The 16,063-nt window shown below is 69.9% G+C and carries 14 protein-coding genes; 13 read left to right on the forward strand and 1 reads right to left on the reverse strand.

Going from position 1 to position 16,063, the window contains the following annotated elements; all coding sequences use genetic code 11:
- The first annotated feature begins 56 nt into the window (after positions 1-56).
- The 5 genes from ACFWPQ_RS03990 to ACFWPQ_RS04010 all read left to right on the forward strand — a co-directional run bounded on the left by ACFWPQ_RS03990 (position 57) and on the right by ACFWPQ_RS04010 (position 4,980).
- Positions 57-563, forward strand: a complete 507-nt coding sequence (locus tag ACFWPQ_RS03990; protein ID WP_384029670.1) for a carboxymuconolactone decarboxylase family protein — start codon at positions 57-59, stop codon at positions 561-563.
- 116 nt (positions 564-679) lie between these two features.
- Positions 680-1,804 (forward strand): SPFH domain-containing protein, encoded by a 1,125-nt coding sequence (locus ACFWPQ_RS03995; RefSeq protein ID WP_384029672.1) that lies wholly within the window; start codon positions 680-682, stop codon positions 1,802-1,804.
- Between the two features lie 15 nt (positions 1,805-1,819).
- A complete protein-coding gene (locus ACFWPQ_RS04000) occupies positions 1,820-2,902 on the forward strand; it encodes a hypothetical protein (protein WP_384029674.1) in 1,083 nt (360 codons plus the stop codon).
- 100 nt (positions 2,903-3,002) lie between these two features.
- Positions 3,003-3,854: a MarR family transcriptional regulator gene (locus ACFWPQ_RS04005; RefSeq protein WP_384029676.1), complete on the forward strand. Its 852-nt coding sequence runs from the start codon at positions 3,003-3,005 to the stop codon at positions 3,852-3,854.
- A gap of 244 nt (positions 3,855-4,098) precedes the next feature.
- Positions 4,099-4,980: an alpha/beta fold hydrolase gene (locus ACFWPQ_RS04010; protein WP_384029678.1), complete on the forward strand. Its 882-nt coding sequence runs from the start codon at positions 4,099-4,101 to the stop codon at positions 4,978-4,980.
- Positions 4,981-5,024: 44 nt separating this feature from the next.
- Here ACFWPQ_RS04010 and ACFWPQ_RS04015 read toward each other — a convergent pair whose 3' ends face one another.
- Complete coding sequence (locus tag ACFWPQ_RS04015) at positions 5,025-5,681, reverse strand: class I SAM-dependent DNA methyltransferase (RefSeq protein ID WP_384029680.1); 657 nt, start codon at positions 5,679-5,681, stop codon at positions 5,025-5,027.
- Between the two features lie 260 nt (positions 5,682-5,941).
- Here ACFWPQ_RS04015 and ACFWPQ_RS04020 point away from each other — a divergent pair, with 260 nt between their 5' ends.
- From ACFWPQ_RS04020 to ACFWPQ_RS04055, 8 genes are all read left to right on the forward strand, one after another.
- Entirely contained in the window at positions 5,942-7,159 is a 1,218-nt protein-coding gene (locus ACFWPQ_RS04020) for a M20 family metallopeptidase (RefSeq protein WP_384029682.1), read from the forward strand.
- A 346-nt stretch (positions 7,160-7,505) separates the two neighbouring features.
- Entirely contained in the window at positions 7,506-8,537 is a 1,032-nt protein-coding gene (locus tag ACFWPQ_RS04025; protein WP_384029684.1) for a BMP family protein, read from the forward strand.
- A gap of 244 nt (positions 8,538-8,781) precedes the next feature.
- Positions 8,782-9,831: a BMP family protein gene (locus tag ACFWPQ_RS04030; RefSeq protein WP_384029686.1), complete on the forward strand. Its 1,050-nt coding sequence runs from the start codon at positions 8,782-8,784 to the stop codon at positions 9,829-9,831.
- A 327-nt stretch (positions 9,832-10,158) separates the two neighbouring features.
- Positions 10,159-11,868, forward strand: a complete 1,710-nt coding sequence (locus ACFWPQ_RS04035) for an ABC transporter ATP-binding protein (RefSeq protein ID WP_384030076.1) — start codon at positions 10,159-10,161, stop codon at positions 11,866-11,868.
- Positions 11,865-12,986, forward strand: coding sequence for an ABC transporter permease (locus ACFWPQ_RS04040; RefSeq protein ID WP_361305459.1), 1,122 nt, complete (start codon positions 11,865-11,867; stop codon positions 12,984-12,986). The genes ACFWPQ_RS04035 and ACFWPQ_RS04040 overlap by 4 nt, the downstream gene beginning before the upstream one ends.
- Positions 12,986-14,248, forward strand: coding sequence for an ABC transporter permease (locus ACFWPQ_RS04045; RefSeq protein ID WP_384029688.1), 1,263 nt, complete (start codon positions 12,986-12,988; stop codon positions 14,246-14,248). The genes ACFWPQ_RS04040 and ACFWPQ_RS04045 overlap by 1 nt, the downstream gene beginning before the upstream one ends.
- A complete protein-coding gene (locus ACFWPQ_RS04050) occupies positions 14,245-14,649 on the forward strand; it encodes a cytidine deaminase (RefSeq protein WP_384029690.1) in 405 nt (134 codons plus the stop codon). The genes ACFWPQ_RS04045 and ACFWPQ_RS04050 overlap by 4 nt, the downstream gene beginning before the upstream one ends.
- 81 nt (positions 14,650-14,730) lie before the next feature.
- Entirely contained in the window at positions 14,731-16,008 is a 1,278-nt protein-coding gene (locus ACFWPQ_RS04055; RefSeq protein ID WP_384030078.1) for a thymidine phosphorylase, read from the forward strand.
- Positions 16,009-16,063: the final 55 nt, after the last annotated feature.

Raw genomic sequence — 16,063 nt, forward strand, 5'->3', positions numbered from 1 at the left:
TCAGTGCGGTGACAGCGACACCGAAGCGCTCACCAGCTCTCACCGAGGAGACGGCGATGGCAGCACGTTCGATCACGGCAGAGGTCCCGACGGCCCCGCGGATGTCCGACGACCCCGCGCAGCTCGTCCCCGAGTTGGCGGACGTGTCGGCGGCACTGTTCCGGGCCGCCGGCAACGGCTCGGTACCGCGCCCGACGATCAGCCTGGTCCAGTTGCGGGCGGGTCAGATCGTCGGCAGCACGTACCTGACGGTCCTGCACACGGGGTTCCTGCGGAAGGCCGGGGAGCCGGAGGAGCGGATCACGTCGGTGGCGTCATGGCAGGACTCGCCGTACTTCACGGCCGCGGAGCGTGCCGCGCTCGCCCTGACGGAGGCGGTGCTCCAGCCCCCGGCGGACGGCGAGCGGGTCCCCGACGACCTCTACGCCCAGGCGGCCGAACTCTACGAGCCGAAAGCCCTCGCCACCCTGATGTTCGTGATCGGCCAGGTCAACTTCTTCATCCCGATCGCCCTGATCGCCAAGCCGGTACCGGGACGGGCGTTCAACGCGCCGTGGAAGTGACGACCCGCCGCGCACCTTGAGGGCCCGCGCCCGCCCGTAGTCGCGTTGACCGTATTGGGCATACTGTCGGCTGATCGTTTGATTGCCGCGCGGAGTGGGGGGTTGCTGTGGGGCTGATGGACCGCATCCGCGGTGAGTTCATCGACATCATCGAGTGGACCGACGACGGCCGGGACACCATCGTGTGGCGCTTCCCGCGCTACGGCAACGAGATCAAGATGGGCGCCCGGCTCGTGGTGCGCGAGTCGCAGGTGGCCGTCTTCGTCAACGAGGGCCGGCTGGCCGATGTCTACCAACCGGGCACGTACACCCTCTCGACCCGGAACATGCCGGTCCTGTCCACGCTGAAGGGCTGGAAGCACGGCTTCGAGTCGCCGTTCAAGGCCGAGGTCTACTTCGTCACCACCCGGCAGTTCACCGACTTCAAGTGGGGCACCCAGAACCCGGTGATCCTGCGGGACGCCGAGTTCGGCATGGTCCGGGTCCGTGCCTTCGGCACCTTCGCCGCCCAGGTGGTGGACGCCGCCGCGCTGCTGCGCGAACTCGTTGGCACCGACCCGCAGTTCCGCACCGAGGAGGTCGGCGAGCACCTGCGTCAGCTGATCGTCTCCAAGCTGGGCTCGGCCCTGGGCGCGGCCGGCGTGCCGCTCCTCGATCTCGCCGCCCGGCAGGACGGCATCGGGCAGCAGCTGGCCAAGGCGCTGACCCTGGAACTGTCCGCCACCGGCATCTCCATCCCCCGGTTCTACATCGAGAACATCAGCGTCCCGCCGGAGGTCGAGGCGGCGATCGACACCCGCTCCCGGATGGCGATCACCGGCAACCTGGACGACTACGCCAAGCTCCAGGCGGCCGACGCGATCCCGCTCGCCGCCGCCAACCCCGGCACCGGCGGAGACGCGGTAGGGCTGGGTGTGGGCATGGCGCTGGGCCAGCGGATCGTGCAGAGCACGTCCGGTGCGGCTGCCGCCGCGGTCCCGCCGCAGCCCGCCCCAGCTCCCGCCCCCTCCGACGTCCCGCCGCCGCTGCCCACCGCGCCCCGCTGGTTCATCGCGGTCGGCGGACAGCAGCAGGGCCCGTACGACGAGAGCGCGCTGGCCGGGCAGGTGGCGGCCGGCAACCTGACCCGGACCACGCTGGTCTGGCGCAGCGGGCAGGCCGCCTGGCAGCCCGCGGACCAGGTCCCGGAACTCACTTCGCTGCTCGCCGACGTCCCGCCGCCGCTGCCCCCGCAGGGCTGAGATCGGAGAAGTGAGTTGACGGATCAGGACGTCGTGCCGGCGCCCGACCGGGCGTTCCAGTGCGAGGCCTGCGGCGGGGTCAGCGAGTACGCGCCCGGGACCTACGCGCTGCGCTGCCCGTACTGCAAGCACGAGCAGGACATCACGCCGGTACCGCGGCAGGTGACCGAGCACCCGGTCGAGGAACTGGCCGCGCTGCCCCGCCGGGCATCCGCGCCGGACCGGGTGAAGGTGTACACCTGCCCCGGCTGCCACGCGGTGACCGAGAGCGACACGCTCAGCGACAAGTGCCAGTTCTGCGGCACCCCGCTGGTCTCGGACGCCTCCGGCACCGAGCGTGTGGTGCCCGAGGCGGTGCTGCCCTTCGGGGTGGACCGGGAGCAGGCCCGTGCGGCGCTGGCGAAGTGGACCACGTCCCGCTGGTTCGCGCCGAACGAGCTGAAGAAGGTCACCGAGGCGGAGACCTTCCGGGGCAGCTACCTGCCGCACTGGACGTACGACGCGCAGACCACCACCCACTACACCGGTGAGCGCGGCGAGCACTACTGGGTGGAGGAGGAGGACTCCGAGGGCCGCAAGCGGCAGGTGCGGCACACCCGGTGGCACCACACGTCCGGGACGGTCGGCCGGTTCTTCGACGACGTGCTGGTGCCCGGCAGCGGCCAGGTGCCCGTGCAGGAACTGGACAAGCTGACCCCCTGGCCGCTGGAGGAGACGGTCCCCTACCAGGAGGAGTACCTGGCGGGCTTCCGCACCGTCCGTTACGACGTCGAGCCGGAGGCCGGCCTGGAGGCGGCGAAGGCGCGGATGGCACCGGTGATCCGCGCCGACTGCAAGCGGGACATCGGCGGCGACGAGCAGCGGGTGCACTCGATGTCCACGTCCTACAGCGGCCTCACCTACAAGCTGGTGCTGCTGCCCGTCTGGTTCCTGACCTACCTCCACGCCGGCAAGGCATGGCCGGTGATGGTCAACGCCCGCACCGGCGAGGTCATCGGGGAGCGGCCGTACAGCGCGGTGAAGATCGCCCTGGCGTCGGCGGCCGCCGCGCTCCTGATCGCCCTGGTGGTGCTGCTCGTGGTGATGCTGCGCAACTAGGGAGTTTCGTCCAGATCAGTTCTGATGGCCCGGGCCGACGCCGATGAGTTTCGGTGTGCCGGACGGTCCAAGTCGGCACACCTGACAAAGGGAGAAGCCGATGGGCAGGACGCGCCTGCATCCGACAACTCACATCGCCCGTCGCATGTTCGAGCTCCTGGAGCCGATCTGCCTGGTCACCTACATGGCCGACGAGTGCAACCAGGAACTGGCCGCACTCGGCCACCGCACCTACTGGGACGGCTACTTCGCCAGCCGCGCCGCACCACTGGGACGGGTGCCGGCCCAGGTCGTGCACGCAGCCTTCTACAACTTCGCCGACGGGGAAGCCGAACGGCACATTCCCAGCGCCTGGGAGACGATCCCGCCCGAGGCCTCCGTCGCGGCGCGGGAGCGGGGCAGCGCGGCCTCCCTGCGGCGCATCCTCGGCGACGAACTGGCCGACTCGCCGGGCCTGGTGCGCGCCGCAGACCTGACCACCAAGGCCGCGACGAGCGCCCCCACCGAAGGCCGGGTGATGTACGCCGGCATGCGCACCCTCAAGGTGCCCAGCGACCCCGTCGCCCGGCTGTGGCATTCCGCGAACATGCTGCGCGAGCACCGCGGCGACGGGCACATCGCCGCTCTCGTCGGCGCGCGCATCGGCGGCACGGAGGCCCACGTGCTCTGCGCTCTGGGACAGGGCATCCACCCCCCGGAGTCGTTCGGACGCATCCATCACCTGCCGAAAGAGCGACTGGCCGCGGTCATGGACGGCATGCGCGAACGCGGACTCATCGACACCGACGGCCACTTCACCGACGCCGGCCGCGCGACCGGACAACGCATCGAAACCCTCACCGACGAACTCGCCGCCCCGCCCTACGACGCCCTGTCCCCCGCCGAACTCGACGAACTGATCACCGAGCTCGAACCCATCACCGCGACCCTGGTGGCCACAGGCTCGCAGTGACACGCAGCCATGGCTACGCATCTTCGTGAGCAGAGAAGGCACAGGACACCGACGACCCTGCGGAGGACACGGGTTTCCACACCCGCCCGTCCCGCGTGGGTGATCAGCGCAGAGCAGAGCTCTGGGCCCAGCGCGCGGTTCACGTCACCGACGCCGCGGAACTGTTCGCCGAGGAGTGATCGCCGAGCGGGGGCCCGGCCGGTAATTCGGGTGCGCCGGGTGGTGGGGCTGGCAGGATCCGGGTATGCCGATCGTCGACGTATCGCCCGGAGTGTCCATCGCCTACGACTGCTTCGGCGACCCCTCCGACCCTCCGGTGCTGCTCGTGATGGGGTTCGGTGCCCAGCTGATCGCCTGGCACGAGGACTTCTGCCGGGAGCTGGCGGGGCGTGGTCGTCATGTGATCCGTTACGACAACCGTGACTGTGGGCTCTCCAGTAAGTTCGACGACCATCCCGTCGACGTCGGCCGGTTCATCGCCGCCGTGAGCTCGGGAGACGTCTCCGCCGCCGTCGCGATGGTCCCGTACCGGCTGCGGGACATGGCCGACGACGGGCTGGGCCTGCTTGCCGCGCTCGGGATCGAGCGGGCGCACGTGGTCGGGGCGTCGATGGGCGGGATGATCGCCCAGACGATGGCCGTCACCCGGCCGGAGCGGGTGCTGACGCTGACGTCGATGATGTCCTCGACCGGGGAGAGCGAGTACGGCCGGCCCACCCCCGAGGCCCAGGCGGTGCTGTTCAGTCCGAAACCGGCGGACCGCGAGGGGTATGTCGCGGCGGCGGAGCGGGAGCTGGTGTGGGCGTCCAGGCGCTACGGCGACCCGGCGGTGCTGCGGGAGCTGGCCGCTCGCAGCTACGACCGGGCCTACTACCCCGCCGGGACCGGGCGTCAGCTCGGCGCGATGATCCTCGGCGGCTCCCGCGCGGAGGCGCTCCGCGAGCTCCGGGTGCCGACCCTGGTGATCCACGGCCTGGACGACACCCTGATCGGCGTCGACGGCGGCCGGCGCACCGCCGACCTGGTGCCCGGCGCCGACCTCCTCCTCGTCCCCGACATGGGACACGACCGCCCGCGCGAGCTCTGGCCCGAGATCATCGACGCCCTGGTGGCCCACACCGGATGAACGGGGTCGCAGGTGCCCCCTGGGCGGCCCCTGGGCCCGTCCGCTCAGCCCGGCTTACGGGCCAGGACGAAGGCCCGGGGCCACTTCTCCGACTCCACCGGCTCCCGGATCAGGGTCGCCGCCACCTCCAGGCCCGCCTTGGCGAGCATGTCTCCGACCGCGTACGCGGGGCGCCAGTAGTAGCGCAGGTCGATCTCGTGGCCGAAGCGCTCGGTGAGGTGGAGCCCGGGTGACTCGCCCTTCTGGAAGGACAGCAGGACGTGGCCGCCGGGGACCAGGGCGCGGTGGAAGCCGGCGAAGGTCGCCGGGAGGTGGTCGTCCGGGACGTGGATGATCGAGTAGAGGGCGAGGATGCCGCCGAGGGTCTCGTCGGGCAGCTCCAGGGACGTCATGGAGCCCCGGTGGAAGCGCACGGCGGGGTGGGCCTCGCGGGCCAGGCCGACCATGGCGGGGGAGAGGTCGATGCCGAAGGCGGGGACTCCCAGGTCGTTGAGGTGGGCCGTGATGTCGCCGGGGCCGCTGCCCAGGTCGGCCACCGGGGCGGTGCTGTTCGCCTTCACCAGCGTGGCGAAGGCGGCGATCATCGACATGTCCACCGGCCGTTCGGGGAGGCCGGGGTAGGCGGCGGAGTAGTCCTTGGCGATCGTGTCGTAGGACGTACGGGTGGTCTGTATGAAGTCGGGTGTCTCCGAGTCCGTCACGGTCGCGCACGCTACCGGGCGGGCGTGGCCCGCGTGGCGAAGACCCGGTTGCGGCTCGGTCCCGTTTCGGTGGGTGGACAGGACCGGCGTGATCGTCGCCGCGCGTGGTATGCGTGGAAGAGGAAACATAGGTGTTACCCAACCACGTCCGAGGTCATGCGTCCGCGGTCAGATTTTCTTCCCCTAACGGGCTGAACTTTTGTTGATCTCGGGTCAGTTGACCCTTCGGGCGTCCTACCCTTCAGAGGGTGAACCAATTGATGTCCACAGAGACCGAGGCCGACCTTCCCGGGGATGTGCTCCCCGGCGTGCTCAGCGAGGAACTGCACGCCGAACTCGTCGCCTTCCGCCGCGACCTGCACATGCATCCCGAGCTAGGGAACCAGGAGTTCCGCACCACGGCCGCCATCAAGGAACGGCTGGAGAAGGCCGGTCTCCGGCCGCGCGTCCTCCCGGCGGGGACCGGGCTCATCTGTGACATCGGACCGGTCGGGGACGGGCTTCCGGTGCTCGCCCTGCGCGCCGACATCGACGCCCTGCCCATCCCGGACATGAAGACCGAGTGCGCGTACCGGTCCACCGTGCCGGACCGGGCGCACGCCTGTGGGCATGACGTGCATACGACAGTGGTGCTGGGCGCCGGACTGGTTCTCGCCGAGCTGCACGCGCAGGGGCAGCTGCCGCGGCCGGTACGGCTGCTCTTCCAGCCCGCCGAGGAGGTGCTGCCCGGCGGTGCCGCCGACGCCATCGAGGCCGGGGTGCTGGACGGGGTGGGGCGGATCATCGCCGTGCACTGCGACCCCCGGGTGGACGTGGGGCGGATCGGGCTCCGGACCGGTGCCATCACCAGCGCCTGCGACCGGATCGAGGTGTCCCTGGACGGGCCCGGCGGGCACACCGCACGCCCGCATCTGACGACCGACCTGGTCACCGCCGCCGCCCGGGTCGCCGTCGACGTGCCGGCGATCATCGGACGCCGGGTGGACAGCCGGAGCGGGCTCGCCGTGACCTGGGGCCGGATCGAGTGCGGGCACGCGCCCAACGTGATCCCCCAGCACGCCGAGCTGTCCGGGACCGTGCGCTGCCTGGACCTGGAGGCCTGGCGGACGGCGCCCGACGTCGTGCACGCGGCGATCGACGAGGTCGCGACCCTGCACCGGGCCAAGTCCGAGATCAACTACGTGCGCGGGGTGCCGCCGGTCGTCAACGACCCGGTGATCACCGAGCTGCTGCGGGACGCGATGACCGCCCGGCGCGGCACCGAGTCCATCGAGACCACCGAGCAGAGCCTCGGCGGCGAGGACTTCTCCTGGTACCTGGAGCACGTGCCGGGCGCGCTGGCCCGGCTCGGGGTGCGCACGCCGGGCGAGCGGACCGTGCGCGATCTGCACCAGGGCCACTTCGACGCCGACGAGCGGGCCATCACCGTCGGGGTGGAGCTGTTCACGGCCGCCGCCCTGATCGACGCGACCATGTAGTCACAGCGGTGGTAGTCGTATCAGACGGCGGGAGAAACGGTCAGCTTCCCCCGTAAGCCGCGCAAGTTCCCCAGGGGGCGAAGAGGTGCCCGGTCGGTACCTCTTCGCCCCCTTGTGTCACCCCGCCGTAACCGTTGGCCTCCGCTTGTAACCCGGAGTCGGCACGGTTCGATAACGGCCCGGAGAAACCCCGTTCCCCTCCGCTTCTACGCGCGTTACTGTGCGCCGAAATCGCCACCGAGGGTGGACGGTTGGGGAAGCGGGCCGGTGACGGTGCCGTGGGGACGAAGGGGTGCTTGCTGTGCGTCATATCTCGGGTCGGAGGACACGGTTCTCCCAGGCAGCGGTGACCGTGGCGGTCCTCGCCCTCGCGGCTGCCGGATGCGGTAAGTCCAGCTCGGACAGTGGTGCGACCAGCACCAACTCGTCCGGCAAGTACAACGGCAAGGGCATCGGCCTCGCCTACGACATCGGCGGCAAGGGCGACCAGTCCTTCAACGACGCCGCGTACGCCGGCTTCCAGAAGGCCGAGAAGGAGTTCGGCATCAGCGGCCGGGACATCGAGCCGCAGGACGGCGAGTCCGACGCCGACAAGGTGCAGCGCCTCGACACGCTCGCCAAGGCCGGCTACAACCCGATCATCGGGGTCGGCTACTCCTACGCGCCCGCCGTCAAGGAGGTCGCGGCCAAGTACCCGAAGATCACCTTCGGCATCATCGACGACAACGAGGTGACGGCCTCCAACGTCGTCGACATGGTCTTCGCGGCGGAGCAGTCCTCGTACCTCGCGGGCGTGGCCGCGGCGTCCGCCACCAAGAAGGACCACATCGGCTTCATCGGCGGCGTCGACATCCCGCTCATCCACACCTTCGAGGCGGGCTTCGACCAGGGTGCCAAGTCGGTCAACCCGAAGGTCAAGATCGAGTCGCAGTACCTGACCCAGACGGCCCAGGAGGGCGGCTTCTCCAGCCCCGACAAGGGCAAGGCCGCCGCGCAGGGCCAGATCGACGCCGGTGCCGACGTCATCTACCACGCGGCCGGTCTCTCGGGCCAGGGCGTGATCGAGGCCGCCTCGACCGCCAAGGTGTGGGCGATCGGTGTCGACTCCGACCAGTACAGCCAGAGCGCGCTCGCCAAGTACAAGGACTACATCCTCGGCTCCGCCCTGAAGAACGTCGGCGGCGCGGTCTACGACCTCGTGAAGTCGGTCTACGAGGGCAAGCCGGAGAGCGGTGTCGTCAACGGCACCCTCAAGACCGGTGGCGTCGGCTTCGCGGACACCAACCCGAAGTACAAGGCGATGACCGAGGTCGTCGCGGCCGTCGACAAGGCCAAGCAGGACATCATCGACGGCAAGGTCACCGTCAACACGAAGTAATGCGACATATATAAGTCGCCGGGTGAGCGGCCGTACCCGCGAGTACGGCTGCCCTGGCGTCGTTGCAGTTCCCGCGCCCCTTGCCTCCCGCAAGGGGCGCGCTGCTGTCCGTAGCCTTGGCAGTGACTGTGGCCACAGCTAGATAACGGACCGGACATTGGGGGTTTTCCGTCTGGTCTACGCGCGTTACGCTGCCGCGGAACCAGCGCCTGGTTTGGGCGCTTGCACGAAGGAGTCTCGTTCCATGCGCCGGGTGTCCCGAATCGCCGTTGCGGGCGTTGCAACCGCAGCCCTTGCCGTCACCGTTTCCGCGTGCGGCAGCTCGTCCAGCTCGTCCACCGGCAAGGCCGGCGCGTCCAAGGGTGTCGGTCTCGCGTACGACGTCGGCGGCAAGGGCGACCAGTCCTTCAACGACGCCGCCTACGCCGGCTTCCAGAAGGCCGACAAGGAGTTCGGCGTCACCGGCCGGGACATCGAGCCGCAGGACGGCGAGTCCGACGCGGACAAGGTCCAGCGGCTGGAGACCCTGGCCAAGGCCGGCTACAACCCGGTGATCGGTGTCGGCTTCGCCTACGCGCCCGCCGTCAAGGAGGCCGCCGCGAAGTTCCCGAAGGTCACCTTCGGCATCATCGACGACAACCAGGACCAGTCGAGCAACGTCGCGGACATGGTCTTCCACGAGGAGCAGTCCTCGTACCTGGCCGGCGTCACGGCCGCGCTGACCACCAAGTCGAACACCGTCGGCTTCATCGGCGGCGTGGACGTCCCGCTGATCCACAAGTTCGAGGCGGGCTTCGAGCAGGGCGTCAAGGACACCAAGAAGAACGTCAAGGTCAAGGCCCAGTACCTGACCCAGACCGCCCAGGAGGGCGGCTTCTCCAGCCCCGACAAGGGCGAGGCCGCCGCCGAGGGCCAGATCGGCGCGGGCGCCGACGTGGTCTACGCCGCCGCCGGCCTCTCCGGCCAGGGCGTCATCAAGGCCGCCGCCGCGCACAAGGTGTGGGCGATCGGCGTCGACTCCGACCAGTACAACCAGGCCGCGCTGTCGAAGTACAAGGACTACATCCTGACCTCGGCCCTCAAGAACGTCGAGGGCGCGGTGTACGACCTCGCCAAGTCCGTCATCAAGGACAAGAAGCCGCTGTCCGGCGACATCCGCGGCTCCCTGACCAACGGTGGCGTCGGCCTGGCCGACTCCAACCCGGTCTTCAAGAACAACGCCACCCTGCAGGCCGCGCTCAAGAAGGCCGAGGCCGGCATCAAGGACGGCTCCATCACGGTCAAGACCTCCTGACCCGGCGGTCATGACCTTGTCGTAGGCATGGTCAAAGAGACGCTGTAATGGCAGCGTTACGGCCACGGAACGGGGTGCGGGAAGGATGTTCTTCCCGCGCCCCCTGCCATGATCCGGGGACCCGGTCGGGGCCCTGGCGCGGATCCGAGCGTTCGGTCAGGAAGCTCGGGTACGGGTCCGGTGGATCAGCGGCAGGGGCAACCCCCGTTCGCGCGGCAGAATGCTCGGAACGGATCGAGAGTCGAAAAAGCTCGGTCAGGTCCGGGCACTATTTAAAGCAGGGGCGCTACGCGCGTAGAGCGGCCCCTTTCTCTAGGAGAGTGCGCCATCGACGCGTCCAGCAGCCCTCCGCTCACCGCAGAGACGACAGCCGCGGTCGAGCTGGCGGGGATCACCAAGCGATTCCCGGGTGTCGTAGCCAACCACGACATCCACCTGTCCGTCCGCAAGGGCACCGTGCATGCCCTGGTCGGCGAGAACGGTGCCGGCAAGTCGACCCTGATGAAGATCCTCTACGGCATGCAGAAGCCGGACGAGGGCACCATCGCGGTCGACGGCGAGCAGGTCTCCTTCTCGTCCCCGGCCGACGCCATCGCGCGCGGCATCGGCATGGTCCACCAGCACTTCATGCTGGCGGACAACCTGACGGTCCTCGAGAACGTCGTGCTCGGCAGCGAGAAGCTGTACGGCATCGGCGGCAACGCCCGGAAGAAGATCAAGGAGATCTCCGACCGGTACGGCCTCGGCATCCGCCCGGACGTCCTGGTCGAGGACCTCGGTGTCGCCGACCGGCAGCGCGTGGAGATCCTCAAGGTCCTCTTCCGCGGCGCCAAGACCCTGATCCTCGACGAGCCCACCGCCGTCCTCGTCCCGCAGGAGGTCGACGCACTCTTCGACAACCTGCGCGAGCTGAAGTCCGAGGGCCTCTCGGTCATCTTCATCTCCCACAAGCTCGGCGAGGTGCTGTCCGTCGCCGACGACATCACCGTCATCCGCCGCGGTACGACGGTCGGGACCGCGATCCCCTCCGAGACCACCCCGCGCCAGCTGGCCGAGCTGATGGTCGGCAGCGAGCTGCCCACCCCGGAGACCGCCGAGTCCACGGTCACCGACAAGCCCGTGGTCACGGTCAAGAACCTCACCGTCTACGCCAGCGGCGGCATCGCCTCCCTCGGCGAGGTCGGCGCGCAGCCCGAGACCGCGACGGTCGGCTCGTCCGGTGCCGCGCCGGGCGCCGACGTGCTCACCGAGGCCACCACCCCCGGTGCCGCCAAGCGCGTCCTCGACGACGTCTCCTTCACCATCCACGCCGGTGAGGTCATGGGCATCGCCGGGGTCGAGGGCAACGGCCAGACCGAGCTGATCGACGCGCTGATCGGCACCAAGCACGCCGACTCCGGCGCGATCGAGTTCCTCGGCGAGGACGTCACCGGCTGGCAGACCCGCAGGCGCCGCGAGTCCGGCGTCGGCTACATCCCCGAGGACCGGCACCGCCAGGGCCTGCTCCTGGAGTCCCCGCTCTGGGAGAACCGCATCCTCGGCCACGTCACCGAGAAGCCCAACGCGAAGGGCTTCTGGCTGGACATCAAGGGCGCCCAGGCGGACACCCGCCGGATCGTCGAGGAGTTCGACGTCCGCACCCCCGGCATCGACGTCACCGCCGCCTCCCTCTCCGGCGGCAACCAGCAGAAGCTGATCGTCGGCCGCGAGATGAGCCACAGCCCCAAGTTCCTGATCGCCGCCCACCCCACCCGCGGTGTGGACGTCGGCGCCCAGGCGCAGATCTGGGACCGCATCCGGGACGCCCGCCGCGAGGGCCTCGCCGTGCTGCTGATCTCCGCCGACCTGGACGAGCTGATCGGCCTGTCGGACACCCTGCGCGTGATCTACGACGGAAAGCTGGTCGCGGACGCCGACCCGGCCACCATCACCCCGGAGGAGCTGGGCTCCGCCATGACGGGTGCCGCGTCCGGCCACCTGGAACACGTGGAAACCACCACCGACGACGACGCCGGTCCGGAGGACGAGGCCCGATGAAGAAGTTCGACAAGGAGCGGGTGCTCCTCGCGGTGGCCGGCCCGGTCATCGCGCTCGTCCTGGCGATCGCCCTGACCTCGATCGTCCTGCTGGCCTCGAACCGCAACCCGTTCGAGCCGTACGTGCTGATGCTCCAGCAGCTGCCGTACTCGGACATCCAGGTCCTGATCATCAACCAGGCCGCGATGTACTACATCGCGGCCATCGCGGTCGCCCTCGGCTTCCGGATGAACCTGTTCAACATCGGCGTCGACGGCCAGTACCGCCTCGCCGCCGTGATGACGGCCGTGGTCGGCGCCAACGTGGGCCTGCCCGCCTTCCTGCAGATCCCGATGCTGCTCCTGGTCGCCATGCTCACCGGCGCCTTCTGGGCCGGCATCGCGGGCGTCCTCAAGGTCACCCGGGGCGTCAGCGAGGTCGTCGCCACGATCATGCTGAACGCCATCGCCACCAGCGTCATCGGATACATCACCCTCTCCAACGTGTGGGGCGTCCAGGTCGGCAACAACATGACGACCGGCGTGATGAAGAAGTCCGGCTGGTTCCCCGGCATCAACCTGGGCTCCGACGTCGGCGAGATCTACGGCATGGTCTTCGTCGCCATCGCCCTCGGCATCGGCTACTGGGTCGTCCTCAACCGCACCCGGTTCGGCTTCGACCTGCGTGCCACCGGCGCCTCCGAGTCCGCCGCGGCCGCCTCCGGCGTCGACGCCAAGCGCATGGTCCTGGTCTCCATGCTGATCTCCGGCGCCGTCTCCGGCCTCGCGGGCCTCCCGCTGCTGCTCGGCGACTCGCACACCTACAGCCTCGACTTCCCGGCCGGCCTCGGCTTCACCGCCATCGGCATCGCCCTCCTCGGCCGCAACAACCCCGGCGGCATCGCCTTCGCCGCCCTGCTGTGGGCCTTCCTCGACAAGGCCTCGCCCGCCCTCGACTACGCGACCCCGGTGGCGTACGAGAAGGAGATCGCCACGATCATGCAGGGCCTGATCGTCTTCTCCGTCGTCATCTCCTACGAAGCCGTACGGCAGTGGGGTCTGCGCCGCCAGCAGCGCCAGGTCGGCGCGGAGCTCGCCGCGGCCGCCGCCAAGAACACCAAGAAGGAGGTGGCGGCCTGATGTCCACCGCGACCATCGCCAAGCCGCAGGCGAAGCAGCCCGGCAGGGGCGGCCGCCGAATGTCGCTCCCGGTACTCCTGCTGGTCATCGCCGGCGTACTGGTCCTGACCTCGGCCGTGCGCATCATCACCGGCGCCGAGGGCATCACCTCGACCGGCCAGATGTCCACCGCGCTGCGCCTCGCCGTCCCGATCGGCCTCGCCGGTCTCGGCGGTCTGTGGGCCGAGCGCGCGGGCGTCGTCAACATCGGCCTCGAAGGCATGATGATCCTCGGCACCTGGTTCGGCGCCTGGGCCGGCTACCAGTGGGGCCCCTGGGTCGGCGTCGTCTTCGGCATCCTCGGCGGCGCGCTCGGCGCCCTGCTGCACGCCGTCGCCACCGTCACCTTCAACGTCAACCACATCGTCTCCGGTGTGGCCCTGAACATCCTCGCCCTGGGCGCCACCCGCTACCTCTCGAAGTTCACCTTCGAGAACGCCGAGGGCGGCTCCTCCAAGCAGTCCCCGCCGATCGACTCACTCGGCACGTTCAGCGTCCCCGGCCTGTCCGACTGGCTGGACACGCTCAACCAGAAGCACTGGTTCTTCGTCTCCGACATCGCGGGCCTGGTCGGCGGTCTGCTCACCGACCTGTCGCCGCTGACGGTGATCGCGGTGGCCCTCGTCCCGATCACGTGGTGGGTCCTGTGGCGCACCGCCTTCGGCCTGCGCCTGCGCTCCTGCGGCGAGAACCCGGTGGCGGCCGAGTCCCTCGGCGTCAACGTCTACAAGTACAAGTACATCGCGGTGATCATCAGCGGTGGCTTCGCGGGCCTGGGCGGCGCCTTCCTCTCCATCGTCGCCTCCAACGTGTACCTCGACGGCCAGACCGCCGGCCGCGGTTACATCGGTCTCGCCGCGATGATCTTCGGCAACTGGATGCCGGGCGGCCTCGCCCTCGGCGCCGGCCTGTTCGGCTACACCGACAGCCTCAACCTGCGCGGCGGCACGGTGAACGTGCACGCGCTGATCCTGCTGCTCGCGATCCTCCTGGTGTTCGGCGCCGCCTACCTGGCCTGGCGCAGGAAGTACGTCCCGGCCGTCATCACGATCGTCATCTCGGTCCTGATGTTCATCTGGTACGCCACCACCAACGAGGTCCCGCGCCAGCTCGTGACCGCGACCCCGTACCTCGTCACCCTGCTCGTCCTCTCGCTGTCCGCGCAGTCCCTGCGGATGCCGAAGGCGGACGGCCTGCCGTACCGGAAGGGACAGGGCAAGTGACCACCGCGGCCGCCGACTTCGACTGGGAGTCCCTGCGCGCGGAGGCCCGCGAGGCCATGTCCCACGCGTACGCCCCGTACTCCGGCTTCCCGGTCGGGGTCGCGGCCCTGGTGGACGACGGCCGCACGGTCTCCGGCTGCAACGTGGAGAACGCGTCGTACGGCCTCGGCCTGTGCGCCGAGTGCGGACTGGTCTCCGAGCTCCAGCGCACGGGCGGCGGCCGGCTCACGCACTTCACCTGCGTGGACGGCACGGGCGGGCTCCTGGTCCCGTGCGGCCGCTGCCGCCAGCTGCTCTACGAGTTCGGCGGCCCGGACCTCCTCCTGGACACCCCGGAGGGCGTCCTGCCCCTCTCCGAGATGCTGCCCCAGGCCTTCGGCCCGGCCCATCTCACCAAGTAACTCCCGTACGGCCCCTCCGCGTCCGTCGCGTCCGGAGGGGCCGTACGCATCGCACCTCTCGAAGGGAACGCCATGGCCACCATGGACGCCATCTCCGTCATCCGCACCAAGCGGGACCGCGGTGAACTCAGCGACCAGCAGATCGACTGGGTCATCGACGCGTACACGCGAGGCGAGGTCGCCGACGAACAGATGTCGTCGCTCGCGATGGCCATCCTCCTCAACGGCATGAACCGCCGCGAGATCGCCCGCTGGACCGCCGCGATGATCGCGTCCGGCGAGCGCATGGACTTCTCCTCCCTGTCCCGCCCGACCGCCGACAAGCACTCCACGGGCGGCGTGGGCGACAAGATCACCCTGCCTCTGGCCCCCCTCGTCGCCGCCTGCGGCGCGGCCGTCCCCCAGCTCTCCGGGCGGGGCCTCGGCCACACCGGCGGCACCCTGGACAAGCTGGAGTCGATCCCCGGCTGGCGCGCCCTCCTCTCCAACGAGGAGATGCTGTCGGTGCTGGACACCACCGGCGCGGTGATCTGCGCGGCGGGCGACGGCCTGGCCCCCGCCGACAAGAAGCTGTACGCGCTCCGCGACGTCACCGGCACGGTCGAGGCGATCCCGCTGATCGCCTCCTCGATCATGTCGAAGAAGATCGCCGAGGGCACCGGCTCCCTGGTCCTGGACGTGAAGGTGGGCACGGGCGCCTTCATGAAGACGCTGGCCGATGCCCGCGAACTGGCCTCGACCATGGTGGGCCTCGGCACCGACCACGGCGTGAAGACGGTCGCCCTCCTCACGGACATGTCCACCCCCCTCGGCCTCACGGCGGGCAACGCCCTGGAGGTCCGCGAGTCGGTGGAGGTCCTCGCGGGCGGCGGCCCCGCGGACGTCGTCGAGCTGACCATCGCTCTGGCCCGGGAGATGCTCGACGCGGCCGGCGTGCGCGACGCCGATCCGGCGAAGGCCCTGGCCGACGGCTCGGCGATGGACGTCTGGCGCCGGATGATCGCGGCCCAGGGCGGCGACCCGGACGCGGTGCTCCCGGTGGCGGGGGAACAGCACGTGATCAAGGCGCCCTCGTCCGGCGTCCTGACCCGCCTCGACGCCTACGACATCGGCGTCGCCGCCTGGCGCCTGGGCGCCGGCCGCGCCCGCAAGGAGGACCCGGTACAGGCGGGCGCGGGTGTCGAACTCCACGCCAAGCCGGGCGACACGGTGACGGCGGGCCAGCCGCTGCTGACCCTGCACACGGACACGCCGGAGCGCTTCGAGTACGCGCTCCAGGCGGTCGAGGGCTCGTACGACATCGGGGCGGCGGGCACGGAGTTCACGGCGTCGCCCGTTGTGCTGGAACGTATCGCCTGACCAGGGGATTTCTCGATCGGGTGAACGGGACCGGTGGACCTGCGCCGGTCCCGTT

Origin of the sequence: Streptomyces sp. NPDC058464, assembly GCF_042721035.1 — a bacterium.
Lineage (GTDB): Bacteria > Actinomycetota > Actinomycetes > Streptomycetales > Streptomycetaceae > Streptomyces.

What these genes read in the sequence shown, in the direction of transcription:
- ACFWPQ_RS04040 (WP_361305459.1), top strand. Translation starts at nt 11,865, where the DNA reads ATGAAGAAGTTCGACAAGGAGCGGGTGCTCCTCGCGGTGGCCGGCCCG.
- ACFWPQ_RS04045 (WP_384029688.1), top strand. Translation starts at nt 12,986, where the DNA reads ATGTCCACCGCGACCATCGCCAAGCCGCAGGCGAAGCAGCCCGGCAGG.
- ACFWPQ_RS03990 (WP_384029670.1), top strand. Translation starts at nt 57, where the DNA reads ATGGCAGCACGTTCGATCACGGCAGAGGTCCCGACGGCCCCGCGGATG.
- ACFWPQ_RS04005 (WP_384029676.1), top strand. Translation starts at nt 3,003, where the DNA reads ATGGGCAGGACGCGCCTGCATCCGACAACTCACATCGCCCGTCGCATG.
- ACFWPQ_RS03995 (WP_384029672.1), top strand. Translation starts at nt 680, where the DNA reads ATGGACCGCATCCGCGGTGAGTTCATCGACATCATCGAGTGGACCGAC.
- ACFWPQ_RS04055 (WP_384030078.1), top strand. Translation starts at nt 14,731, where the DNA reads ATGGACGCCATCTCCGTCATCCGCACCAAGCGGGACCGCGGTGAACTC.
- ACFWPQ_RS04010 (WP_384029678.1), top strand. Translation starts at nt 4,099, where the DNA reads ATGCCGATCGTCGACGTATCGCCCGGAGTGTCCATCGCCTACGACTGC.
- ACFWPQ_RS04030 (WP_384029686.1), top strand. Translation starts at nt 8,782, where the DNA reads ATGCGCCGGGTGTCCCGAATCGCCGTTGCGGGCGTTGCAACCGCAGCC.
- ACFWPQ_RS04020 (WP_384029682.1), top strand. Translation starts at nt 5,942, where the DNA reads ATGTCCACAGAGACCGAGGCCGACCTTCCCGGGGATGTGCTCCCCGGC.